Origin of the sequence: Collinsella sp. LCP21S3_C7 (genome assembly GCF_052118485.1) — a bacterium.
Taxonomy (GTDB): Bacteria; Actinomycetota; Coriobacteriia; order Coriobacteriales; family Coriobacteriaceae; genus Collinsella.
Map to the genome: position 1 here is coordinate 1 of NZ_JBQKHC010000025.1, position 23,560 is coordinate 23,560.

16 protein-coding genes are annotated in these 23,560 nt (G+C 60.7%); 8 read left to right on the forward strand and 8 right to left on the reverse strand.

All coding sequences use genetic code 11. The features are described 5' to 3' along the window. Positions 1-182, forward strand: a 182-nt coding sequence (locus ACTQ1E_RS08100) for a hypothetical protein (RefSeq protein ID WP_441565761.1), incomplete at its 5' end; no start/stop codon positions are given. Between the two features lie 149 nt (positions 183-331). Here the strand turns inward: ACTQ1E_RS08100 and ACTQ1E_RS08105 are convergent. Together ACTQ1E_RS08105 and ACTQ1E_RS08110 are read right to left on the reverse strand one after the other, a co-directional pair. After that, positions 332-973, reverse strand: coding sequence for a thiamine diphosphokinase (locus ACTQ1E_RS08105; protein WP_441565763.1), 642 nt, complete (start codon positions 971-973; stop codon positions 332-334). A 9-nt stretch (positions 974-982) separates the two neighbouring features. After that, positions 983-1,672, reverse strand: coding sequence for an HAD family hydrolase (locus ACTQ1E_RS08110; RefSeq protein ID WP_441565765.1), 690 nt, complete (start codon positions 1,670-1,672; stop codon positions 983-985). Positions 1,673-2,003: 331 nt separating this feature from the next. On the opposite strand from ACTQ1E_RS08110, the gene glgB reads away from it, so the two are divergent. From glgB to ACTQ1E_RS08145, 7 genes are all read left to right on the forward strand, one after another. After that, entirely contained in the window at positions 2,004-4,283 is a 2,280-nt protein-coding gene (glgB, locus tag ACTQ1E_RS08115) for a 1,4-alpha-glucan branching protein GlgB (protein WP_441565780.1), read from the forward strand. 94 nt (positions 4,284-4,377) lie between these two features. Beyond that, positions 4,378-6,804, forward strand: coding sequence for a glycogen/starch/alpha-glucan phosphorylase (locus tag ACTQ1E_RS08120; RefSeq protein ID WP_427747385.1), 2,427 nt, complete (start codon positions 4,378-4,380; stop codon positions 6,802-6,804). A gap of 105 nt (positions 6,805-6,909) precedes the next feature. After that, positions 6,910-8,058 carry a glucose-1-phosphate adenylyltransferase gene (locus tag ACTQ1E_RS08125; protein ID WP_441041080.1) on the forward strand — a complete coding sequence of 383 codons (1,149 nt, stop codon included), beginning with the start codon at positions 6,910-6,912 and terminating at the stop codon, positions 8,056-8,058. Between the two features lie 4 nt (positions 8,059-8,062). Beyond that, positions 8,063-9,190, forward strand: a complete 1,128-nt coding sequence (gene glgD / locus ACTQ1E_RS08130; RefSeq protein WP_441565767.1) for a glucose-1-phosphate adenylyltransferase subunit GlgD — start codon at positions 8,063-8,065, stop codon at positions 9,188-9,190. Between the two features lie 90 nt (positions 9,191-9,280). Then, the gene (glgA, locus tag ACTQ1E_RS08135; protein WP_441565769.1) at positions 9,281-11,695 is read left to right on the forward strand and encodes a glycogen synthase GlgA; all 2,415 of its coding nucleotides are present in this window, start codon (positions 9,281-9,283) and stop codon (positions 11,693-11,695) included. A 219-nt stretch (positions 11,696-11,914) separates the two neighbouring features. Next, positions 11,915-15,211 (forward strand): 4-alpha-glucanotransferase, encoded by a 3,297-nt coding sequence (locus ACTQ1E_RS08140; RefSeq protein ID WP_441565771.1) that lies wholly within the window; start codon positions 11,915-11,917, stop codon positions 15,209-15,211. A gap of 88 nt (positions 15,212-15,299) precedes the next feature. Then, a complete protein-coding gene (locus ACTQ1E_RS08145) occupies positions 15,300-15,536 on the forward strand; it encodes an FmdB family zinc ribbon protein (RefSeq protein WP_154518065.1) in 237 nt (78 codons plus the stop codon). A 460-nt stretch (positions 15,537-15,996) separates the two neighbouring features. On the opposite strand, the gene ACTQ1E_RS08150 is transcribed toward ACTQ1E_RS08145, so the two are convergent. The 6 genes from ACTQ1E_RS08150 to ACTQ1E_RS08175 form a co-directional block, all read right to left on the reverse strand. Beyond that, entirely contained in the window at positions 15,997-17,397 is a 1,401-nt protein-coding gene (locus ACTQ1E_RS08150) for an RsmB/NOP family class I SAM-dependent RNA methyltransferase (RefSeq protein WP_441565773.1), read from the reverse strand. Beyond that, on the reverse strand, positions 17,394-18,314 hold the full coding sequence (fmt, locus tag ACTQ1E_RS08155) for a methionyl-tRNA formyltransferase (RefSeq protein WP_441565775.1): 921 nt from the start codon (positions 18,312-18,314) through the stop codon (positions 17,394-17,396). The genes ACTQ1E_RS08150 and fmt overlap by 4 nt, the downstream gene beginning before the upstream one ends. Positions 18,315-18,676: 362 nt before the next feature. After that, positions 18,677-19,213 carry a peptide deformylase gene (def, locus tag ACTQ1E_RS08160; protein ID WP_118449363.1) on the reverse strand — a complete coding sequence of 179 codons (537 nt, stop codon included), beginning with the start codon at positions 19,211-19,213 and terminating at the stop codon, positions 18,677-18,679. An 18-nt stretch (positions 19,214-19,231) separates the two neighbouring features. Next, on the reverse strand, positions 19,232-21,703 hold the full coding sequence (priA, locus tag ACTQ1E_RS08165; protein WP_441565776.1) for a replication restart helicase PriA: 2,472 nt from the start codon (positions 21,701-21,703) through the stop codon (positions 19,232-19,234). Positions 21,704-21,773: 70 nt separating this feature from the next. Further along, positions 21,774-23,249 carry a glutamate--tRNA ligase gene (gltX, locus tag ACTQ1E_RS08170; protein ID WP_441565778.1) on the reverse strand — a complete coding sequence of 492 codons (1,476 nt, stop codon included), beginning with the start codon at positions 23,247-23,249 and terminating at the stop codon, positions 21,774-21,776. A gap of 239 nt (positions 23,250-23,488) precedes the next feature. Further along, a partial coding sequence (locus ACTQ1E_RS08175; protein WP_441015707.1) for an IS3 family transposase occupies positions 23,489-23,560 on the reverse strand: 72 nt, incomplete at its 5' end.

Sequence of the window (23,560 nt, forward strand, 5' to 3'; positions counted from 1 at the left end):
CGAAGAGCCCGATCGCCGCCTTCCTGGCCTCGATGTCGTGCTTCACCCTCAAGTCGACACGCATAAAAAGCCTCCCATTTCTCATGTCCAAGAAATGGGAGGCAGTTCACGATTGCCTGCTCGCCCACCGTCCCGATAAAACCCTCACGCGGGGATTGCCTGCTCGCCCACCGAACCGATAAAACCCTCACGCGGCGATTGCCTACTCGCCCACCGAACCGATAAAACCCTCACGCGGCGACTGCCTACTCGCCCACCGTCCCGATAAAACCCTCACGCGGCGATTGCCTACTCGCCCACCGTCCCGATAAAACCCTCACGCGGCGGCACCTTACTTGTAGAGGTAGGCGATTGCCGTTCCTTGGTGGACTTGGATCTTGGTCGTTTTCCTTACGACGTTAGAGATGCCGGTGTCGGCTAGCAGACCCAGGGGGCTGTGGTCTAGTTCCCACTCTAGGCCGTGTTCGCTTATTTCTGTGTTGGGGGCTATGGCGATGATGGAGAACGTCTTGCCCTCGGCACCCTCAATGATCCAGGTCTCGCCTGCGTGAAGGATGCGGGCGACCACCTTGTCCTCGGCAATCCAAGTGGGGGCGTCCGCATAGCCTGCCAGGAGCCCTAACACAGACAGGGCCATGTCCGGGCGACCGCCGGTGGCGCAGGTCGCAACCACCTCGGCACCCGGCCAGCGGCGTCGGACGGAATCGAGTGCAAGTGCCAAATCGGTATAGTCCTTGTAGGGGTCGTGGCGCTCAACCTCAAAGGCCTCGGCGGCATCGACCAACGCGCGACCGGTGTCGCTCACCGTGTCGGCATCTCCTACATACACGTCGCAGCCCAGGCCAGCGCCTAGCAGCGCGTCGAGCCCGCGGTCCACGGCGACAACGTGGTCGCACTCCCCCGCAAGTCGACGCAACAGATCCGCGCTCGCCACCACCGGTGAGCCGCAAACAACTAATACTTTGCAAGCCACGGCCCTCGCCTAGCCCTTAAACGCAAGCACACGGGCCAGATCCAGGTCCTCATAGCTATCGATAAAGATATCGCAGTTATCGCGAACCTCGTCGCGCTCCATACGGCCGTGAGGGTCATAAATGCCCACCCGCTTAAAGCCTGCAGCGCCAGAGCTCTTAAGGCCAAAGACGGCGTCTTCAAACACCCACGCGCGCTCAAACTGGTGACCGTGGCGCTCTTCCAGGCGACGCAACGCCAGCTCGTACACGTCGGGGAATTGCTTGGAACGCCCCGCCTCGCCCGTCGTGGTAATAAACTCCATGTAGGCGTCGAGCCCCGCACCCACGAGTGCGGACTGCACCAGCTCGGCCGGCGTGGACGTGGCCACGCACATAGCAATGCCGGCCGACTTCGCCTGCTCCAAAAATGCCAGGAGCCCCTCGCGCGGCGGCACCTTGGAGTAGCCATCGATCAGGATGTCGCTCAGCTCGCGATACAGCTCCTCGCCATTTTCGCCAATGCCCCACGTGTCGTGGTAGGCCTGGCACTCGTCCTCGAGCGACAAATGCTCAAACTGGGCAAAATCGTCGACCGTTACATCAATGCCGTGACGCCGCAATAGTTCGGGCTGCGCATAGCCCCAAACGGGGGTGCTATTTACCAGTGTGCCGTCGCAATCAAAAATTAAAGCAACATTAGAGGCGGCTGTGTGGTTCATTCGCAAACCTTTCAATGTCAAATGGTAAACAACCTGCTAAAAACGTTTTACCAAACGTAAATCTAAAAATCTTGAAACCCTAATTGGTAAAACTGTCAAGAGTTTTACCATCGCAATTCTGTCAGTGGCATAAACATGGCGCTCACCGATTAAACGCCACCGTAAATCCACTTTCGTCCATAAAAGTAACGGACAGGTGTTATTGTGGTTTTTGCCGAAAGTTCCACCGTGCACGCGAGGTGGGACGACTCATAGAGCTATCGCCGTCCCTTCGATTCGTGCAGCCTTGGACCTTTCGCATCTAGTCACCAAGGCAACACGCTGCCGCGTCATGATGGGATCAAACGTGAGCGATACAAAGCTAAAGCCAGCAACCAAAAAGCCCGCTACCCGTAAAGCCGCCCCGCACGCACCGGAGCTCACCAAGGACGATGTCTATCTGTTTGGCATTGGAATGTGGGAGCGCAGCTGGGAAAAGATGGGCGCGCATCCCGACACGCAGCAGCGCACGCGCGGCTGGCGTTTTTGCGTTTGGGCGCCCGACGTTAAGAGCGTCCACGTTATCGGTGAATTTAACAATTGGGACGAACAAGCCAACCCGCTGGTGCCCGTACACACGAGCGCTATCTGGGAAGGCTTTATTCCTGGCGCCGAGCAGGGCCAGCTCTATAAATACCTCATCGAGACCAACGAGGGCGAAAAGCTCTACAAGGCCGATCCGTACGCCTTTAAGGCCGAGTGCCCTCCGGGAACGGCGAGCGTGCTGTGGACCCTCGATGGCTACCAGTGGAACGACGCCGCGTGGCTCAAGCGCCGCGCCGGCCACAACCACATGTCGCAGCCGCTCAACATCTACGAGGTGCATATTGGCTCGTGGAAGCGCCACGGAGACGAGCCACAGGGCGAGCCGGACGAGTACGGCAACTACCCCGGTCCCATGGACCCCTTCCCTGCGCAGCGCGGCGAGTTTTACACTTACGACGACCTGTCGGTGGAGCTCGTGGACTACGTGCGCGATATGGGCTACACGCATATCGAGGTCATGCCGCTTATGGAGCACCCCTTCGATGGCTCCTGGGGCTACCAGACGACCGGCTACTTTGCCGCCACGTCGCGCTACGGCAACCCGCAGCAGCTCATGCACTTTATCGATGCGTGCCACGAGGCGGGCATCGGCGTGATTATGGACTGGGTGCCCGGCGGTTTTTGCGCCGACTCCCACGGCCTTGCCACCTTTAACGGCCACATGCTGTTTGAGCACGAGATTCACCCCAACTGGGGCACGCACAAGTTTGACTTCGCCCGCGGCGAGGTCCGCTCCTTCTTGGTCTCCAACGTGCTGTACTGGATCGAGAACTTCCATGTGGACGGCATTCGCATGGACGGCGTGTCCAGCATGCTGTACCTCAACTTTGGCATTGACGATCCTGGCCAAAAGAAGTTCAACAAGTACGGTACCGAGGAGGACCTGGACGCCAGCGCGTTTATCCGTCAGGTCAACTGCGCTGTTGAGGCGCACTACCCCGACGTGATGATGATGGCCGAGGAGTCCACCGCGTGGCCGCTGGTGACCTATCCGCCGCAGGACGGCGGCCTGGGCTTCCACTACAAATGGGACATGGGCTGGATGAACGACACCCTGCACTACATGCAGACCGATTTTCCGTGGCGCCCCGGCAACCATGGCTTGCTCACGTTCTCCATCATGTACGCCTTTACCGAGAACTTTATCTGCCCGCTGAGCCACGACGAGGTCGTGCACGGCAAGTGCTCGCTCATCGGCCGCATGCCGGGTGACTGGTGGCGCCAGTTTGCCGGCCTGCGCACGCTCGCCTTCTACCAGATGACGCACCCCGGTGCCAAGCTCAACTTTATGGGCAACGAGATCGGCCAGTTTATCGAGTGGCGCTACTACGAATCTATTCAGTGGTTCTTGACCGAGCAGTATGAGACCCATGCACACCATCAGGCGTTCATTAAGGCGCTCAACCACCTGTATACCGCCGAGCCCGCCCTGTACGAGCGCGGTTACAATGACGACGGCTTTACCTGGATCGACGCGGACAACTCCAAGCAGTCCATCGTGAGCTTTGTGCGTCAGGGCGAGGAGGTCGATGACGACCTCGTGATCCTGATCAACTTTGACCCGGCGGCCTACGAGAGCTTCCGTGTGGGCGTGCCGCGTGAGGGCGACTGGGAGGTCATCTTTGACTCCGACCGTCCCGAGTTTGGCGGCAGCGGCTATGCTGGCGAGGAGCCCTACACCTGCTCGAGCGAGCCCTATCCCTGGAACGGGCAGATGGACTCCATCGAGATTAAGGTGCCCAGCCTGGCAGGCGTGGTGCTTAAGCGTCGCGGCCCCAGCAGCTATAAGCCGCCCGTGGTCGAGGAGCCCAAGAAGGCGACCCGCAAGCGTGCGTCCTCGGTAAAGCCCAAGCCAGCGGCCGCCAAGAAGGCTCCGGCCAAGGCGAAGGCTACGACGACCAAGGCCAAGGCTAAGGCCGCCGCAAAGCCCGCTGCCAAGGCTACCGCGACCAAGAAGCCGGCTGCCAAAAAGGCCGCTACCAAAGCCAAGTCTGCTTCTGTTAAGTCGTCACCTAAGGATGCGTAACAAAGCCGTTACAGCTGTAATTACCCGTCCCAGCGGGGCGTAGGATACAAGTCACAACCGTTCCGGGAGAAACATCCCCGGGGGAAAGGAACGTATGAATAAGATCTTCGACAACAAGCAGGAGTTTACCGAGCTTTATCGCGATGCCGTCATGAGCATTAGCGGCAAGAGCGTCGAGGCAGCCAGCGACCTGGATCGCTTTAACGCCCTGGCCAAGCTCGTGGCCGAGAAGGCCCGCACCGTTGCCACCAAGAGCGACGCCCGCGCCACCGCCGAGGGCAAGAAGCGCGTGTACTACTTCTCGATCGAGTTTTTGATCGGCCGCCTGCTCGACAACTACCTGCTCAACTTTGGCGTGCGCGACATGGTCGCCGAGGCGCTCGACGATATGGGCCTTGACCTGTCCGTCATCGAGAGCCAGGAGCCCGATCCGGCGCTGGGCAACGGTGGCCTGGGTCGTCTGGCCGCATGCTTCCTGGATTCCATGGCAGCCGAGGGCATTGCCGGCTACGGCAACGGCATGCGCTACCGCTACGGCCTGTTTAAACAGGAGATCGTCAACGGCAGCCAGGTCGAAACCACCGACGAGTGGCTCACCAACGGCTATCCCTGGGAGGTCCGTCGTCAGGACAAGGCCGTGACCATTAAGTTTGGTGGCCGCGTCGAGGGCTTTGAGGAGAACGGCCGCACGTTCTATCGAACCGTGGACACGCAGGACATCCTGGCCGTCCCTTACGACATCCCCGTGGTGGGCTATGCCGGCGAGACCGTCAACAAGCTGCGCGTCTGGGCCGCTGAGCCGGTCGAGGAGCACTTCGATTTGGAGGCCTTCAACCGCGGCGACTACGCCCTGGCCGACGCCGAGCGCGCCGAGGCCGAGGCCATCAGCGCCATCCTCTACCCCAACGACGCCGGCGAGCACGGCCGTCTGCTTCGTCTGAAGCAGGAATACCTGTTTGTCTCGGCCGGCATCTACAGCCTGCTCGACACCTTTGAGAAGGAACACGGCGCGAACTGGGAGCTGCTGCCGCAGTTTGTGGCCATCCACACCAACGATACGCACCCCGCCATGTGCGGCCCCGAGCTTATGCGCATCCTCATCGACGAGAAGAAGCTCGAGTGGGATGACGCCTGGAACATCGTGACGCAGGTCGTGAGCTACACCAACCACACCATCCTGCCCGAGGCCCTGGAGAAATGGCCCATCGGCACGTTCTCCAAGCTCCTCCCCCGTGTGTACCAGATCATCGACGAAATCAGCCGTCGTTGGCATGAGTCGTTCGATACGACGCAGGAGGGCTGGCAGGAGCGTCTGCGCCAGACCGCCATCCTATGGGACGGCGAGGTTCGCATGGCCAACCTGTCCGTGATCTGCAGCCACAGCGTCAACGGCGTGGCCAAGATTCACTCCGATATCATTAAGAACAATGTGCTCAAGGACTTCTATGCCTTAACGCCCGAGAAGTTCAACAACAAGACCAACGGCATCTCGCACCGTCGCTTCTTTGCCGAGGCCAACCCCACCTACGCCAAGCTCGTGACCGAAGCCATTGGCGACGGCTGGCTGAAGGACGCCTTTGAGCTTGAGAAACTTAAAGGTTTTCAGAACGACACCGAGTTCCTTAAGGCCGTGGGTGCCTCCAAGCGCGCCAACAAGGAGCGCCTTGCTGCCTACGTTAAGGCAGAGACCGGTCTGGTTATTGACCCCAACACCGTCTTCGATGTTCAGGTAAAGCGTTTCCATGCCTACAAGCGCCAGCTCATGAACATCATGAAGGTGATGGACATCTACAACCGTCGCATCGCCAATCCCAACTTCCACGTGACACCGACGACCTTTATCTTTAGCGGCAAGGCTGCCTCGAGCTACACCTTTGCCAAGGAGACCATCCGCCTCATTAACTCCGTTGCCGAGGTTATCAACAACGACCCGCGCGTCAACGAGGTCATGAAGGTCTGCTTTATCCCCAACTTCCGCGTGAGCAACGCACAGCTCATCTACCCTGCCGCCGAGATTTCGGAGCAGATTTCCACAGCTGGCAAGGAGGCCTCGGGCACGTCCAACATGAAGCTCATGATGAACGGCGCCATTACGCTGGGCACCCTCGACGGCGCCAACATCGAAATCGCCGATTTAGCCGGCCGCGAGAACGAGGCGATCTTTGGCCTGACCGCTCCCGAGGTCGAGCAGCTCTGGGCATCGAACAGCTACTTTGCGTGGGATACGCTCAACAATGATCGCGAACGTCTGGGCCGCGTGATGGATGAGCTCAAGGACAACACGTTTGCCGGCCTTTCGGGCAATTTTGAGAGCATCTACAACGAGCTTATGAACAACAACGACCCCGACCTGGTTATGGCAGACTTCCGCAGCTACGTGGATGCATGGGAGAAGCTCACGGGCAGCTATGGCGACCAGGAGACCTGGAACCGCAAGGCCCTGCTCAACACCGCCTCGAGCGGCTGGTTCTCGAGCGACCGCACCATTCGCGAGTACCGCGACGAGATCTGGCACGCTTAAAGGCCGCGAGTTCCCTTTGCCGCACGGCATTACTCGACGGGCGCGACCGAGCGCCGCGCCCGTCGCTAATGGGTTTAGGAACATCGATGACAGAAGGAGAAATCGATGAGTAAGAAAGAATGCATCGCGATGCTCCTCGCAGGAGGACAGGGCAGTCGATTGGGGGCACTCACCCAAAAGATCGCTAAACCGGCGGTTAGCTTTGGTGGCAAGTTCCGCATTATCGACTTTTCGCTGTCCAACTGCTCCAATTCGGGCATCGACACGGTGGGCGTTCTGACGCAGTATCGTCCCTATCTGCTGCATGCCTACGTGGGCTCTGGCGAGGCGTGGGATCTGGACAGCCGCGACGGTGGCGTGTCGATCCTGCCGCCGTACGAGACGCAAACCGGTGGCGCATGGTATGCGGGCACGGCCGACGCCATCACGCAGAACCTCGACTACATCAAGTCCAACGACCCCAAGTACGTCCTGATTCTTTCGGGCGATCATCTGTATCGCATGGACTACCGCAAGATGCTCAAGACGCACATTGAGAACAACGCCGACCTCACGGTGAGCGTTATGCCCGTGCCGTGGGAGGAGGCCAGCCGCTTTGGCATCCTGACCACCGATCCCGAGGACGGCCGCATCACCAAGTTCACGGAGAAGCCCGAGAAGCCCGATTCGAACCTCGCGTCCATGGGCATCTACATCTTCTCGGCCGACGTGCTGATCAAGGCGCTCGAGGAGGACGCTCTGGACCAGCGCTCGAGCCACGACTTTGGCAAGGACATCATCCCCAAGCTGCTCGGCGAGAACAAGCGCCTGTACAGCTACGAGTTCCACGGCTTTTGGAAGGATGTTGGCACCATCGCCAGCTTCCACGAGACCTCGATGGACCTGCTGGGCAACAACCCCGAGTTCGATCTGTTTGACAAGAGCTTCCCCATCATGTCCAACATCACGACGCGTCCGCCGCACTACATTGGCCCGGACGGTCGCCTGGACGACTGCCTGGTCTCCAATGGCTGCAAGATCTACGGCACCGCTCGCCACTCGATCCTTTCGACCGATGTCATTATCGAGGAGCGCGCCGTGGTCGAGGACTCCGTGCTGCTGCCGGGTGCGCACGTTAAGAGCGGTGCGCACATTTGCCGCGCTATTTTGGGCGAGAACTCCACGGTCGAAGAGGGCGTGAAGCTCGGCTCTGTCGATACCACCAAGGATACGGCCGTCGTTGGAAATGACGTCGTTGTCGGGAAGGGGGAATGATCCGATGATCAATCGCAAGGCCATCGGCTATATCACCGCTAACTACTCTTCGACCTACGGCAGCGTGCTGCTCAAGGATCGCCCCATCGCGTCCGTTCCGTTTTTGGGCCGCTACCGCCTGATCGACTTTCCGCTGTCCAACATGATGAATGCCGGCATTAAGACCGTCGGCGTTGTCATGCCGGGCAACTACCGCTCGCTGATCGACCACGTGGGCTCGGGCAAGGACTGGGGCCTGGACCGCAAGAAGGGCGGCCTGTTCATGGTGCCCGGCAACGCGTATGGCACCACCAAGGGCGGCATGCGCTTCTTGCTCCGCGACATCATCTCCAACAAGACGCTGTTCCAGCGCTCGGACAAGCCCTATGTTGTGATGATGGGTACCAACGTCATCTTTAACATGGACCTCAACACCATCATCGAGGCGCACGAGAAATCCGGTGCCCAGATGACCGTGGTGTACTGCAAGGCCACGCACAACGTCGAAGACGAGACCAAGCTCGATATCAACCAGAACGGCCGCCTGACGGGCGTGAGCGCCGGCGTCGCGTACGGCGACAACGCCTCTATGGACTGCTGCATCGTCAACCGCGAGACGCTGCTCGAGATCATCGACCACTACCAGGCCGCCGACTATCTGGACCTGCTCGAGGCGCTCCAGGGCGACTTTGGCAACATCGACGTGTGCAGCTATGAGTACAAGGGCGAGGTCGTGGGCGTGTTTAGCGAGAAGTCGCTGTATCGTCGCAGCATGGACCTGCTCGACCAGACCGTGGCCGATCAGCTCTTTGACCCCGAGCGTCCGATCCTGACCAAGGCCCACGACGTGCCGCCTTCGCGTTACGCGACCGGCAGCCACGCCTGCAACTCGATCATCTCGGCCGGCTGCATCATCAAGGGCACCGTGCGCAACTCGATTCTGTCGCGCGGCGTTGTGATCGAGGAAGGCGCCTCGGTGACCAACTCGATCATCAACCAGAGCTGCATCATCAAGAGCGGCGCCCGTGTTGAGAACGCCATCCTGGACAAGAACAACGTGGTTCCCACCAACACCGAGCTTCGCGGTACTCCCGAGAACATCCTGGTGCTGGGCAAGGCTCCGTTAACTTCCGATACCACCATCGCTCGTTAACGTTGGCACCACATAATCGCACGTAACTTGTAGAATAGTCGCCCGGTTAGCGCCAGGCGACTATTCTCGAATTGCAACATGGGAGACAAAATGGCACAAACCAGCAAAAAGATGCAGATCGTGTTTGCCTCGGCCGAGTGCGCGCCGTTTGTTAAGACCGGTGGCTTGGGTGATGTGGCGGGCTCGCTGCCTGCGGCACTCGTGCGCGCTGGCGCCGAAGTCATTGTGATGGTGCCCAAGTACGCCACCATCAAGGACGAGTACAAGGCGCAGATGGAGCACTTTGCCGACTTTTACGTGAGCCTGAGCTGGCGCAACGAGTACTGCGGGTTGGAGAAGCTCGAGCACGACGGCGTCACCTATATGTTCGTGGACAACGAGCACTACTTTGCGCGCGACTATCCCTACGGCTTCTTTGACGACGGCGAGCGCTTCGCGTTTTTCTCCAAGGCCATCACCGAGAGCCTGCAGCACCTGCCCGAAGGCTTTGAGTGCGACATCCTGCACTGCAACGACTGGCAGACGGCGCTGGCGCCCGTGTTCTTGCGAGAGTTCTACCAAGGCCTGCCGCTGTACGACCGCGTCAAGACCGTGTTCTCGATCCACAATGTGGCGTTCCAGGGCCAGTTTAGCGACACCGTGATGGAAGACATACTGGGTATGGCGCATATTCCGGCAGCCGCCACGCAGTTGCGCTGTGACGCCTGCAGCATTAACTATATGCTGGGCGCGCTGCACTATGCCGATGCCATCACCACGGTGAGCCCCACCTATGCGGGCGAGATCCAGACGCCCGAGTTTGGCGAGGGCCTGGACGGCGTGCTGCGCGAGCGTTCGTACGCTCTGCAGGGTATCCTCAACGGCATTGACGTTGTGGGTTTTGATCCGGCGACCGACAAGCGCATTGCCGCCAACTACACGGTTGATGACCGTGCGGGGAAGGCCGTATGCAAGGCCAAACTGCAGGAGGAGTTGGGGCTCGAGATTCGCGACGACCGCCCGCTTATGGTGATGGTCACGCGCCTGACGCGACAGAAGGGCATGGACCTGGTCATGTACGCGCTCGACCGCATCCTGTCCGGTGGCGTTCAGGTGGCCGTGCTGGGTACCGGCGACCGCGACTACGAGGACGGCCTTCGCTACTTCCAGGGCAAATACCCCGGCACCATGGCGGCGCGTATCGAGTTTGACCCGGCGCTTTCGCAGCGCATGTACGCCGCCGCCGATATGTTCCTGATGCCTTCGAAGTTTGAGCCCTGTGGCCTGTCGCAGATCATCGCCATGCGCTACGGCACCCTGCCCATTGTGCGCGAGACCGGTGGCCTGAAGGACACCGTGCAACCGTACAACGAGTTTACCGGCGAGGGCACGGGCTTCTCATTTAGTCACTTTAACGGCGACGAGATGGGCGACGCGGTGTTCCGTGCGGCTCGCCTGTTCTGGGATAACCGCGAGGCTTGGAATCAGCTGGTCACGCAGGCCATGAGCCAGGACTTTAGCTGGACACGTTCGGCCGATAAGTATCTGGACCTGTACTTCTTTATGCATCCAGAGATTGAGAGGCCGGTGGCAGTGGAAGCTGCTGCGGCTGTGGAGGAGCCGGTGGCAGTGGAGGCTGCTGCGGCTGTGGAGGAGCCGGTTGCCGCTGAGGCCGAGCCTGCGGCACCCGTTAAGGAGCCCGCTGCTGCCGAGGCCGAGCCTGCGGCACCCGTTAAGGAGCCCGCTGCTGCCGAGGAGCCCAAGGCCGAGGAGAAGCCGGCTGACGACGGCGAGGTAAAGCCCACGGCGAAGCCTGCCGCCAAGAAGACGACGACCCGCAAGACGACGGCTAAGAAGGCTACGACCACGAAGGCCGCTACGAGCAAGACCACCGCTGCCAAGGCAACCACCACGCGTAAGCGTACGACCGCCGCTGCCAAGAAGGCCGTCGAAGCCGAGGCCGCTCCCGAGGTAAAGGCCGAGGCCACCGCTGAGGCTACCTCTGCCGAGGCTAAGACCGCGGCAAAGGCTCCGGCCAAGACCGCTGCCAAGAAGACGACCGCGTCCAAGACCGCAACCAAGACCGCAACCGCCAAGAAGGCCACGGCTACGAAGTCGCCGGCGACCAAGGCTGCTACGACGAAGGTCGCCGCGAAGACGGCCCCGAAGGCTGCTGCAAAGCCCGCCGTCAAGGTCGAGGAGGCGCCCTCCGAGCCCAAGGCCGAGGCAGCTGTAGAGGCAAAGCCGGCCGCCAAGACCACCACACGCAAGCGCGCCACGACAACGGCCAAAAAGGCTACGACCAAGACAGCCGCTCCCAAGGCAGAGGCTAAAGCCAAGGACAAACCCGCAGTAAAGGCCGAGCCGGAACCGAAGGCCGCCGAGGTCAAGACCGCTCCAAAGGCTACGGCAAAAACCGAACCCGCCAAGAAGGCCCCGGTCTCCCCCGCCGCTCCAGCCGAGGAAAAGGCTCCGACCAAGAAGACCTCCGTCCGCAAGGCAACGGCCACCCGCAAGCGCCGCTAGTCCACAGACGATCTAAAACCTAATAAAAACCCTAAACAAGGGGCGCTCAAACCGGGCGCCCCTTCTCTGTAGATAGTTGGTAAAACGATTTTCTAGGAAAACCGTTCGCCGATAGTGAGCGACTGTAGTTTATACAACTAAAGTGCAACGGATATACTTATGCACTGTGCGTTAAGCCCATGGCCCGCTGGCCATGATTGTATAGAACTGGACCGTACTATGAGATTGATACACAACAGCCGCCTGACGCAGTTTCGCACTCCTTTTGGCGCTGTGACCACTGGAACTTCCGTTTCTCTTTCGGTGATTTTGGAGGATGCCGACCCCAACCAGGCAACGCTCACCCTGCGCACCTGGGTCGACGGCATCGGAGAGACCTTGATCCCCATGGAGCACAAGGGCGATGGCATCTTTACCGGTGAGCTCAACTGCGACGAGCCCTGTCTTGTATGGTACAGCTTTATATGCAATATCGAAGGCCAGTCCGAGGTCCGTTTGGGTGCGCCGCAGGGTCGCACCGGCGGCGAGGGCGTTGTATACAACTACGCCGAGGTTCCGTCCTTCCAGATTACCGTCTACAAGCACCGCGAAAACCGTCCCACCTGGTACGAGCACGGCATGGTCTACCAGATTTTCCCCGACCGCTACGCCCGCGACGAAAACTGGCGCGAACGCACGCTGGCCGAGGTCGAAAAACCGCGTAAGGGAATCCAGCGTCGCATGGTCGAGGACTGGAACGAGCCGCCCGTGTACGAGCGTGCCGAGGACGGATCCATCAAGACCTGGGATTTTTACGGCGGCTCTCTCAAGGGTATCCAAAATGACCTGCCCCGCATCGCCGAGCTGGGCTTTACGGCCATCTACCTCAACCCGATCTTTGAGGCCGCGAGCAACCACCGCTACGACACGGCCGATTACACCAAGATCGACCCGATTCTGGGAACCGAGCAGGACTTTACGGAGCTGTGCGAGGCGGCCGAGAAGCTCGGCATTTCCATCATCCTGGACGGCGTCTTCAACCATACGGGCGACGACTCGATCTACTTTAACCGCTACGGCAACTATCCCGGCGTCGGCGCGTGGCAGAGCGAGGACTCCCCGTGGCGCGATGCGTTTACCTTCCACGAGGACGGCTCGTATGACTGCTGGTGGGGCGTGAGCAACATGCCCGCCCTCAACGAGAATTCCGAGCTCGTGCGCAAAAAGCTTTTGGGCAAGGACGGCGTCATTCGCAAGTGGCTGCGCGCCGGTGCCCACGGCTGGCGACTCGATGTGGCCGACGAGCTTTCCGATGACTTCCTGGCCGATATCAAGGCCGCTGTGCTCGAAGAGAAGCCCGATGCGCTGCTGCTCGGCGAAGTCTGGGAGGACGCCTCCAACAAGATCAGCTATGGCCATCTGCGCCGTTATCTGCAGGGCTCCGAACTCGATTCCGCCATGGACTACCCCTTCCGCGACATGGTCATCGGCTTTTTGATGGGCTACAGAGATGCCTATCAGGCTGCCGAGGACATCGAGACACTGCGCGAGAACTACCCGCGCGAGGCACTGGCCTGCGCGCTCAATCTGCTTTCGAGCCACGACCGTCCGCGCATTATCTCGGTGCTCGGCGGTGGTCCCGACGAGTCGCAGCTACCCGAGAGCGAGCGTAGCAAATGGCGCTTGGACGAGAACTCCATGGACCTGGCCAAGAGGCGCTTTTGGTTGGCGACGCTCATGCAGATGACCTTCCCCGGCGTGCCCTCAATCTATTATGGCGATGAGTACGGCCTGGAGGGCCTCACCGATCCGGGCAACCGCCGTACCCTGCCGACAAAGGACCAGCTCCACGATTTCGATACGTTGGCCATCGTGAAGAACGCATCCGCCCTGCGCCGCGCGTTGCCTTTTATGGTTGACGGCGAGATCAAGGCCTTCGCGCTTAACGACGACGTCCTAGCCTACACCCGCACGGGCAAAGACGGCGAGGCTGCGACTGTTATCATCAACCGCAGCCTGCGCAATTCGCACCGCGTGACGATTCCGGCGCTCGGTGAATGCGCGAGTGACGTGATCAGCGGCCACGAGTGCGAGATCCACAACGGCACGGTCACACTCGATCTGTACCCACTGGGCTCTTCGATCATCTATCACCATGCCGAGAGGCGCCTGCAAGAGCCGCTCGATCATGGCGCGGGCGTCGTGTGCCACATCACCTCGGTGCCGACTGACGATGGCAAGCCGGGTACGATCGGCGCGCCCACGCGCCGCTTTATCGACCACCTGGCCGCCATGGGCATGCGCTACTGGCAGGTCCTGCCCGTCAACCCGACGGATTTCTTCCGCTCCCCCTATGCCGGACCCTCGGCTTTTGCGGGTAACATCGACCTGCTGCCCGAGAGTCACGAGGAGCTGGCCGCCGACTTCGCTTCTTGGAAGGCCCGCGGCGGCGAAGATGCCGACCCGCTGTACACCGCGTTTAAACATCGCAATGCCGATTGGCTCGAGAAGTACTGCGTCTACATGGCCGTTAAGAAATACTTTAAGGGCGAGTCGCGCCACAATTGGCCGGCAGATGTCGCGCGCTACAACGAGCATCTGATCGACGACAAGCGCTTCCACGACGAGGCCGAGCTTCAGGCGTACATGCAGTACCGCTTTGACCTGGCTTGGTGCGAGCTCATGAACTATGCGCACAAGAAGGGCATCGAGGTCATCGGCGATATCCCGATGTATGTATCGGACGATTCGGCAGATGCGTGGAGCGAGCCCGAGAACTTCTGGCTGTCCGATACCGGCAAGGCAATCGAGATCTCCGGTGCGCCGCCCGACAACTTTGCGCCCGAAGGTCAGGTGTGGGGAAACCCCACCTTCCGCTGGGATCACATGAAGGAGAGCGGCTATCGCTGGTGGCTCGATCGCCTGCGCCGAGCGTTCGCGCTCTACGACCACGTGCGCCTGGACCACTTCCTGGGCTTCCACAACTACTTTAGCATTCCCGCTGGCAAAGCCTGTGCCGACGGCCGCTGGCTTGCTGGTCCGGGCAAGGACCTGTTCCAGACCGCCTACGACGAGCTGGGTCCGCTCAATTTTATTGCCGAGGATCTGGGCTATCTGACGCCTGGCGTTCGCGCTATGGCTTCGACCTGCGGTTTTCCCGGCATGGACGTACTGGAGTTTAGTGACTACGACGTTCGCTGCGGAATTCATCCCACGCCGGGCAAAATCCTGTACACCTCGACGCACGACACTTCGACGCTCGCTGGCTGGTGCACGCGCTCCTTTGCAGGCGGCGACGAGCCGAGCGGTGCTGAGGTGGCGTCCAAGCTGATGGGCGACGCGCTCGCAAGCGACGCCCCCCTGGTGATGATGCCGCTGCAGGATGTGCTGGGGCTGGGCGACGACGCACGTATGAACGTGCCGGGTGTAGCCACAGGCAACTGGACGTGGCAGGCACAAGAGGCAGACGTTGCGGAGGCCGAAGGGAAAACTGCGAAGCTCCTGCGCAGCACCCATAGATTCTGGGGCGAAGCGTGATAAAACCCTCGATATAGGGTACAGTTACTGCTGTTTGAATTTTTGCGGGCAGAGCGATCTGCCCGCTTTGTGCTGAAAAGGAAGTATTATGGCGCGCTACGAATATAAGTGCACGAGCTGCGGCAACGTTTTTGAGGTTGAGCACCCCATGTCCGAGACTCCCGAGGTTGTATGCCCCAGCTGCGGCGCCCCGGCATCCAAGACGTTCTCGGCCAGCGGCATTAAGTTCGACGGCAGCGGTTTCTACAACACCGACCAGCGCAGTGGCGGGTCCAGCACCAGCGCCACAAGCGGTTGCTGTGCCGACTGCCCACATAACCACTAGCGACAAGCGGTCCCGACACCCAGGCTTCCTGATGAGTTGCGGTGAAATAGTTCCTGAATCAGCCCTTTCAACGGTCAAACAGGATCCATTTCACCGCAACTCTTCTTTAGATCGGATTTCGGGCTGATGCTAAGTTTGTAACATTTCAAAACCCTGCCGGATTACGGGGCCGAATTGGCAACCTCTATCCATTCCGGTAATTTGCAAATTTCAACAAACCATCTACCTGCGGTTTTATTTAGGCCATTTTTGCTGTGGTCAGGCATCACCAATCTTGCCCCGTAATCCGCTCTACTTTTGATAGCAGCAAGTATGAAACGGGACTATTTTTCCCACTCTTTAGCTAATTTGGGACGGGGCTTTTTTAGCTGCCCCAGCTGATAATGCAAATGTTTGGCCGACTGGCGGCCAGGGCAGCTAAAAAAGCCCCGTCCCAAATTAGCTACCCTTGGAATCCGTTTTACTTGCGGACCAGTCTGGCGCAGAAGTGGCCGTCGTAGGAGTCGGCGTTTGCGGGGACGCTCTGGAAAAGTCCACGGTCGTTCTGGCGTACGGAGACAAGCTTCTTGGCCTGGGCGAACTCGGGCAGCTGCAGAATCTGGGCTTCGGAGAGGGGTGCCACGGTAAAGTCGGCGCCCTCAGGAGAGGCTAGGAAGGCATCAACGACCTGCGTGTTCTCCTCGTCGAAGACCGAGCAGGTGGCATAGATAAGCTCACCGCCGGCAGCCACGCGCGCGGCTGCTTCCTTGAGCATCGTCAGCTGCAGGCGGGGCAACTCAGTCGTAACGTCGTTCTCGGTCAGACGCCACGGTATCTCGGGATGACGGCGCATGGTGCCGGTGCCCGAGCACGGAGCATCGATAAACACCGTGTCGAACAGGGCAGGCTCGCCAAGCATCGCGTCAAAGGACGTGAGCACCTCATTGAGCTCGCAGGCATCGCCCGACACCGTACGAACACCCGTAATACCCGCCTTATGCAGACGTGCGAGATTCTGGTCGCACTTGCGGTCGTGCAAATCGAGTGCGGTGTGCTGACGGTCGTAACCGGCACGCTTGGCCTGGCACATCATCACATAGGTCTTAGTGCCACGACCGGCGCCAATCTCTAGACAACGCCCGGGACGGGTCGCCGCGGTAGCGATGAGCTGGGCGTTAAGGTCCGAGGCCACGGCGGCTGCGCGCTCAAACACACCCGACGCAACCGTGGCCTGCGCGTCGACCGGCGCATGGCAACCCGGGAACACGGGTGCCACAAGCTGCGAAATGTACGGATCGGGGTTGGTTGCAAAGGCATTCTCGTGCAAAGCCAGCGGCGCGGGCGCCAGATTGCCGGCAAAGCCGAGCGCGCCCTCGGGTGTATCAAACGACGCCATAATGCGAGCGCACAGCCAGCGCGGCATGCCCATCAGGCGAGATAGGCGAACCAAACGGCGCTCGGACTCATCGGCATCCGCCGCAGTGGCAAAGTCCTCGACGTTGTTCGCAACCTTATGCAGCACGGCGTTCGCCAGACCGGCGGCAGACTTAGCACCGCTGCGCACGAGCTCAACGCCCTGACTCACCGCAACGCGACCCGGGGTATGCAGGTAGAGCATCTCGAAGGCCGAGATACGAAGTGCCATGCGCACACGAGGCGCGACCTTTTTGGGCTTATCGAGAAACTGGTCGAGCAGCTCATCCAAAATGCCCTGGGTGGCTGCAACGCCCAGTGCCAAACGAGCGGCGAAAGCAGAATCGCGCTGGTCAATGGCCTTGGCCGAGGCACGGGACGAGAGCACGTCACGCGCGTACATGCCGCGGCGATCGGCCTCCATCAAAACATCGAGCGCGAGCTTGCGCGCGGGGGAAAGCTTACTCATGACAAAACACCCCACGAAAGATCCGCACCCTGCAGACCGGCAGCCCAGGCAGAAGCAGCCATAGCACGCTTACCATCGGGCTTAACCTCGAGCAGTTCGACCGCGCCATCGGACAGGCCCAGGTAGACGCGCTTGGCCTGAACAGCAACGAGCCCCTCGCCAAGCGATACATCTGCCGGCGCGGCATCGAGCACGCGCACGGTCTTGCCGGCAATCACGCAGCGAGCGGGAGCGGTGTCGGAAGAGGCAAGCACGTGACGCACGCAATCAAGCGCCCTCATCTGCGGATCCAGACGCATCTCCTGCTTGGAAATCTTGGCAGCATGAGTGACGAGTGACTCATCCTGCTCAATCCAAACAGCCGAGCCGTCGGCAAGCGAGGGAAGCGTATCGGCAAGCAACTTACCGCCCAGCTCACCAAGCTCCATGGTCAGTGCCTCGGCATGTTTACCGGCAACCGAGGTCGACACCTGCGCGCAATAAGCGCCCGTATCCACGCCATGCCCAATGCGCATAATGGAAACGCCAGCAACCTCGTCACCAGCAAGAATGGCACGCTGAATGGGAGCGGCGCCACGCCAACTGGGCAGCAGCGAAGCATGAACATTCACAATACCGAGCGGCGCCATATGCAGCACCTCATCGGGCAAAATGCAGCCATAGGCAGCCACACAGAAAATATCGGCATCAGCAGCCTTAAGGCGATCAATAACATCCGGCGTCATACGATTTGTCTCAACAACGGGCAGACCAAGCTCAAGCGCCTTGGCCTTAACAGGAGACGGCTCCAGCTTTTTACCACGCCCGCGAACAGCATCGGGACGCGTAATTACCAGCGTAATCTCATTCCCAGCATCAACAAGCGAAGTCAGCGACGGCACCGCGAAATCGGGCGTACCCATAAACACAATACGCATAAAGAACGTCTCCCCTCAAACAAAACCGAGACGGCTACAAATAACAGCGGAAAGCCAAGTCACCAGCCCATCCGCAATAACAATTCAACAAGAACAAATATACCCAAAACCAAAGAAAGAGCCGCAATAAAAGCAGCTCTTCCGACAAAGCAATTATCAGCGAAGACGCCCCTCCCTGGCCCGACGGCACCCGGGCGAAAAGGAGCACGAAAACGCAGTCCCCTTCCGCCGCAGGGCTTAGGTTATTGCTCCACGCGCAGTTCCGCACGAGCCGAAGAGCACTTAATGTGCTCTTCGTGCGAGCAGGACTGTTTGAGCATGGAGCAAAACCTAAGCCCTGTGGCGGAAGGGGACGGTGGGACCTACTCCGTCTCGCCCGGTCGAGCGCCGCGGGCCAGGGCGTCCTGGTACTCCTTGACGGCCTTGATGCGCTGCATCGGCTTGAGTCGCTCGAACATGGTGTTGCCGTGCAGGTGATCGATCTCGTGCTGCAGGCATACGCAGAACAGGTCGCCCGAGGCCTCATAGCGAATCAGGTTGGCGTCCAGATCGTATGCCTCGACAACGACATGGTCGGGACGCTCGATCTCGCAGCTAATGCCGGGAATGGACAGGCAGCCCTCGCTAAACGGCACCAGATGGTCGCTCTGCTCAACAATGACAGGGTTGATGAGCACGTACGGGTCATAGTCGTTCTTGTCGGTGTAATCGCAGTCGATGGTGACGAGCTGGATGAGCTCGCCGATCTGCGGGGCAGCCAGGCCGCAACCGCCGTTGTCGAACATCATCTTCTTCATCTTCTCGGCAAGCGCCTCGATCGCCGGGGTGATCTCCTCGATAACGGCGCACTCCTGGCGCAAACGAGGGTCGGGCGAAAGTACGATTCCGTTGGCTTCCATGGCCATCCTTTCGGGTTGTTACATCAAATCATAGGCGTCGACGTCAACGCTCACGCTCACGCCGCGCACGGAGCCCACCTCTTTGAGGCAGGCGTCGATATCATCAGAGACATGGTACCCTACCGGCGACTTTACAAGCAGATGGAAGCGATAACGGTCTTTGGCTCTCTCGATTACACACGAAGCGGGGCCCAGCACCTGGGGCACGGCGCTTCCGGCCCGCAAAAAGTCAGGCGCGGCGGCATGCCAGCGGCGCTTGAGGAGCTTTGCGATGCGCCCAATGTAGTCTCGCGCATTATCACGATTCGCCGACCACACCAAAACGTTGACAAGGCGCACGAACGGCGGATACAGGGCGTCGCGGCGCTGGTCCAGGTCGTAGTCGGTAAAGATCGAGCGGTCGTGCTCGGCGACGGCGCGAATGACCGGGTCCTCGGGCAGATACGTCTGGATGATAACCTCGCCGGGACGATCGCCGCGACCGGCGCGACCGGCGACCTGTTCCAGCAAATCGTAGGCGCGCTCCCCTGCCCTAAAATCGGGCAGCTTTAACGCAAAGTCGGCATTGACCACGCCCACGAGCGTGACCTCGGGAAAATCGAGGCCCTTTGCAATCATCTGGGTGCCCAGCAGCACCGCACAATCGGCGGCATCGAACTGCTCGAGTAGTTTTTTGTGCGCATCCTTGCCGCGTGTGGAATCGGCGTCCATGCGAATGATGGCGACATCCTCGGGCAGTATCTGGTGTAGGGCGTCCTCGATCTGCTGCGTACCCAGGCCCATTTTTGCCAGGTAGCGGCTGCCGCACTTGGGACAACGACTCGTGGACGCCGGATAGGGCTGCACGCGCCAAGACGATCCGCAGGTGTGGCACTGCAGCGTGTGCGTGCGCTCGTGGTACGTGAGCGCGGTAGAACAGTGGTTGCAGGTGGGGACGCAGCCGCACTCACGGCACATCAAAAACGGCGCAAAACCGCGGCGGTTGTGCAGCAGTACGGCCTTCTCGCGGCGCTCGACCACGCGTTCCAAGCCCTCCATCAGCGGTTTAGAGAACATGGAGCGGCTGCCGTGCGCGAACTCGCGGCGCAGGTCGGCAATGCGGACCGTGGGCAGCACGGCGTGTCCCGGGCGCTCGGGCATCTCGACACGCGTCCAGGTAGCACCGTTGTACATACCGCGGCGACAGCGGTCGAGGGCCTCGGCCGATGGCGTGGCGGAGCCCAACACGAGCGGGCACCGATAGCGGCGCGCCATCTCGGCAGCCACCTCGCGCGCATGGTAGCGCGGGCTGGAGCCCTGCTTGTAGCTGGTCTCGTGCTCCTCGTCGATGATGATGAGGCCAAGATCGCTGAGCGGGCAAAAGAGCGCTGAGCGGGCGCCCACGACAACTCGCGCGGCACCGCTGGCAACCATATCCCACTGGTCCAGGCGCTCGCCGGCCGAAAGTCGCGAGTGGAAGACCGCGACCGTCTCGCCAAAGCGCGAGCGGAAGCGGCCGACGGTCTGGGCCGTCAGCGAGATCTCGGGCACGAGCACGCAGGCCGAACGGCCGGCCGCCAGCACGCGCTCAATCGCCGAGAGGTAAACCTCGGTTTTGCCGGAACCGGTGACGCCATCGACAAGGACCACGTCGCCATGGGCATCAAGGCGGGCGCGTTCAATCTGCGCGAGCGCCTGCTGCTGGCCGTTGGTGAGAGAAACCGGCGCCTTGCCGCTTGCCGAGGACAACGTGGTCTGCTCGCTACACCCACGCCAGGCGCGGCGCTCCTCCACCACCACGACGCCGCGTTTTTCGAGCGCTTTAATGGTTGCCGACATGCTGTTGTAGAGCAGGTTGAGGTCGCGCGTCGTGACCGGGCCGCATTGGAGCGCGTCGATGAGCTGACGCTGACGGACCGCTGTCTTGGGCGGCGCGTAGTCGAAACCCTCGGGCGTGAGCATGACCCAACGGTTTTGGATGGGTTTGACGGCGGGGCGCTCAACGGTCCACACGCCGTCATCGCCCTTCACGACACGCGGACTGCCGCCCGGAGGCAAGAACAGACGCAGGCACTCGGAAAGCGTCGCGACGTACTCGTGGCTCATCCAGCGCGCAATGCGTGCAGCCTCGGCGGTAAAGAGCGGCTTGCTGAGGATAGCCTCGATGGGCTTGATGCGCAAGGGGTCGAGGGCGTCGTTGCCTTGCAGGTCGCCCAACTCGGGCGCGATATCGACGATATAGCCCGCGGCCGCACGGTTGCCAAAGTGGACCAGGACCGTGGACCCGATCTGGGCATCGTTGGCAAGGGACTGCGGGATGCCGTAGTCGAAGGGCTCGGAGAGCGCACGGGTCGGGATGTCGAGGACCACGCTCGCGTAGGCGGAGACGGGTTCGGGTGAGGGCTCGGGCTGCGCCGGGACGGCGGCAGAGGCCTCGGACTTCGGAGCTCCCTTAGGTTCCGGCGAACCAAACAGCGACAGTTGCTCGGCCATGGTCTCTGTACCTCCCATCCCATACGTCTTTAGAAACAAGAGCCCCGCTCGGGTGAACGGGGCTCGGATACATGCGTTTACGCAGCTGCTACAGCGCCATCGTGCGGGCGCGGTCGATGCGCGCCAAGCAGTCGTCGCGGCCGACGAGCGCCATGGTCTCGCCCAGCGGGGGGCTCACCATGTTACCGCAGACGGCGACGCGCACAGCTTGGAACACCACGCGCTTCTTGAGGTCCATCTGCTCGGGCAGCGGCTCAAGCGCGGCGTCGATGTTGGCAGCCGTCCACTCGTCCACGCCCTCGAGAGCGGCCTTGGCGGCATCCAGAATGGCGCCCATGCCTTCCTTGGCCAGACCCTTGTTGACAGACTTCTCGTCATACTCGAGCGTCTCGGCCGTGGCAAAGATGGGAGCGGCGACGGTCACGGCGTCGGCCGGCATCTTGGTGCGCGGCTTGACGATGGCGGCAAGCGCGTCGATCCAGTCCTCGCCGTACTCGATGTTACCCTCGATCATGCCGGCCTCGTGCAGCTCAGGGACCATGATCTCGTCGGCAAACTGGGCGTCGGACATGTTGTTGATATACTCGGCATTGACCCAGTCGAGCTTTTTGGGGTCGAAGGTCGCCGGGTTCTTAGAGATGCGGTCGAGCGAGAACTTGCTGGCCAGGACATCGCGCGGGATGATCGTGGTCTCGCCGTCGAGCGACCAGCCGAGCAGCGCCAGGTAGTTAACGAACGCGTCGGACAGGTAGCCGGCGTCGCGGTACTCCTCCACCGAGGTGGCGCCGTGGCGTTTAGAGAGCTTCTTGCCGTCGGCACCCAAGATCATGGAGATGTGGGCGAACGTGGGAACGGGCGCGCCGAGGGCCTCGTAAACCATGACCTGGCGCGGGGTGTTGGACAGATGGTCGTCGCCGCGGATGACATGGGTGATCTTCATCATGGCGTCGTCGACGACGGTCGCGAAGTTATACGTGGGCGTGCCATCGGAGCGGAAGATGACGAAGTCGTCGAGCTCCTTGGCGTCGAAGGTCACCTCGCCGTGGACGGCGTCGTGGATGACGACATCGCCGCGGTCCTCGGGCACCTTGATGCGAAGGACGTAGGGCTCGCCGGCCTCGATGCGGCGGCGTGCCTCCTCGGGATCGAGATCGCGACAGCGGCGCTGATAGCCCTGGAAGGGGTCTTTACGCTCCTGGGCGGCCTTACGGTCGGCCTCGAGCTGCTCCTTGGTGCAGAAGCAGGGATAGGCCTTGCCCTCGTCCCAAAGCTTCTGGGCGGCCTGCTTGTACAGGTCCAGGCGATCGGTCTGGGCATAGGGGCCAAAGTCGCCGCCAACCTCGGGACCCTCGTCCCAGTCCAAGCCCAGCCAACGCATAGCGCGCAGAATGATCTGCGTGTTCTCGTCGGTAGAGCGGGTGGGATCGGTGTCGTCGATGCGCAGGATGAACGTGCCGCCGTTTGCGCGGGCAAAAGCCCAGTTATAGATAGCGGTGCGGGCGCCGCCGATGTGCAGCTTGCCCGTCGGTGAGGGTGCAAAGCGGACGCGAACGTCTGATGCCATGGAAATCTCCTCGATTGCAGGATGGATGTCTAACCGCACCAGTATAAAGCAACAACGCCCACCTCCGCACAAAGGGCACCGACCCAGTCATCGAAGCCGGGTAGCTAATTTGGGACGGGGCTTTTTTAGCTGTCCCGGCAGGCTATCGGCTAAACCAGCAAACAATCAGCCGGGGTAGCTAAAAAAGCCCCGTCCCAAATTTGAACTGCACCCCAAAACTTGGACGGCTTAAATAAAAACTACGCCGCAAGGGACTGTCTCCGGAACTCCTCCGGGGTCAGTCCCTTCAGTTTAACCTGGCGCCTCCTCGT

Excerpts from the sequence above, each read along its gene's own strand:
- gltX (WP_441565778.1), bottom strand. The coding sequence starts at position 23,249 with ATGGCATCAGACGTTCGCGTCCGCTTTGCACCCTCACCGACGGGCAAG.
- ACTQ1E_RS08110 (WP_441565765.1), bottom strand. The coding sequence starts at position 1,672 with ATGAACCACACAGCCGCCTCTAATGTTGCTTTAATTTTTGATTGCGAC.
- glgA (WP_441565769.1), top strand. The coding sequence starts at position 9,281 with ATGGCACAAACCAGCAAAAAGATGCAGATCGTGTTTGCCTCGGCCGAG.
- ACTQ1E_RS08125 (WP_441041080.1), top strand. The coding sequence starts at position 6,910 with ATGAGTAAGAAAGAATGCATCGCGATGCTCCTCGCAGGAGGACAGGGC.
- fmt (WP_441565775.1), bottom strand. The coding sequence starts at position 18,314 with ATGCGTATTGTGTTTATGGGTACGCCCGATTTCGCGGTGCCGTCGCTG.
- ACTQ1E_RS08120 (WP_427747385.1), top strand. The coding sequence starts at position 4,378 with ATGAATAAGATCTTCGACAACAAGCAGGAGTTTACCGAGCTTTATCGC.
- def (WP_118449363.1), bottom strand. The coding sequence starts at position 19,213 with ATGGAAGCCAACGGAATCGTACTTTCGCCCGACCCTCGTTTGCGCCAG.
- glgD (WP_441565767.1), top strand. The coding sequence starts at position 8,063 with ATGATCAATCGCAAGGCCATCGGCTATATCACCGCTAACTACTCTTCG.
- ACTQ1E_RS08150 (WP_441565773.1), bottom strand. The coding sequence starts at position 17,397 with ATGAGTAAGCTTTCCCCCGCGCGCAAGCTCGCGCTCGATGTTTTGATG.
- glgB (WP_441565780.1), top strand. The coding sequence starts at position 2,004 with ATGATGGGATCAAACGTGAGCGATACAAAGCTAAAGCCAGCAACCAAA.
- ACTQ1E_RS08145 (WP_154518065.1), top strand. The coding sequence starts at position 15,300 with ATGGCGCGCTACGAATATAAGTGCACGAGCTGCGGCAACGTTTTTGAG.
- ACTQ1E_RS08140 (WP_441565771.1), top strand. The coding sequence starts at position 11,915 with ATGAGATTGATACACAACAGCCGCCTGACGCAGTTTCGCACTCCTTTT.
- priA (WP_441565776.1), bottom strand. The coding sequence starts at position 21,703 with ATGGGAGGTACAGAGACCATGGCCGAGCAACTGTCGCTGTTTGGTTCG.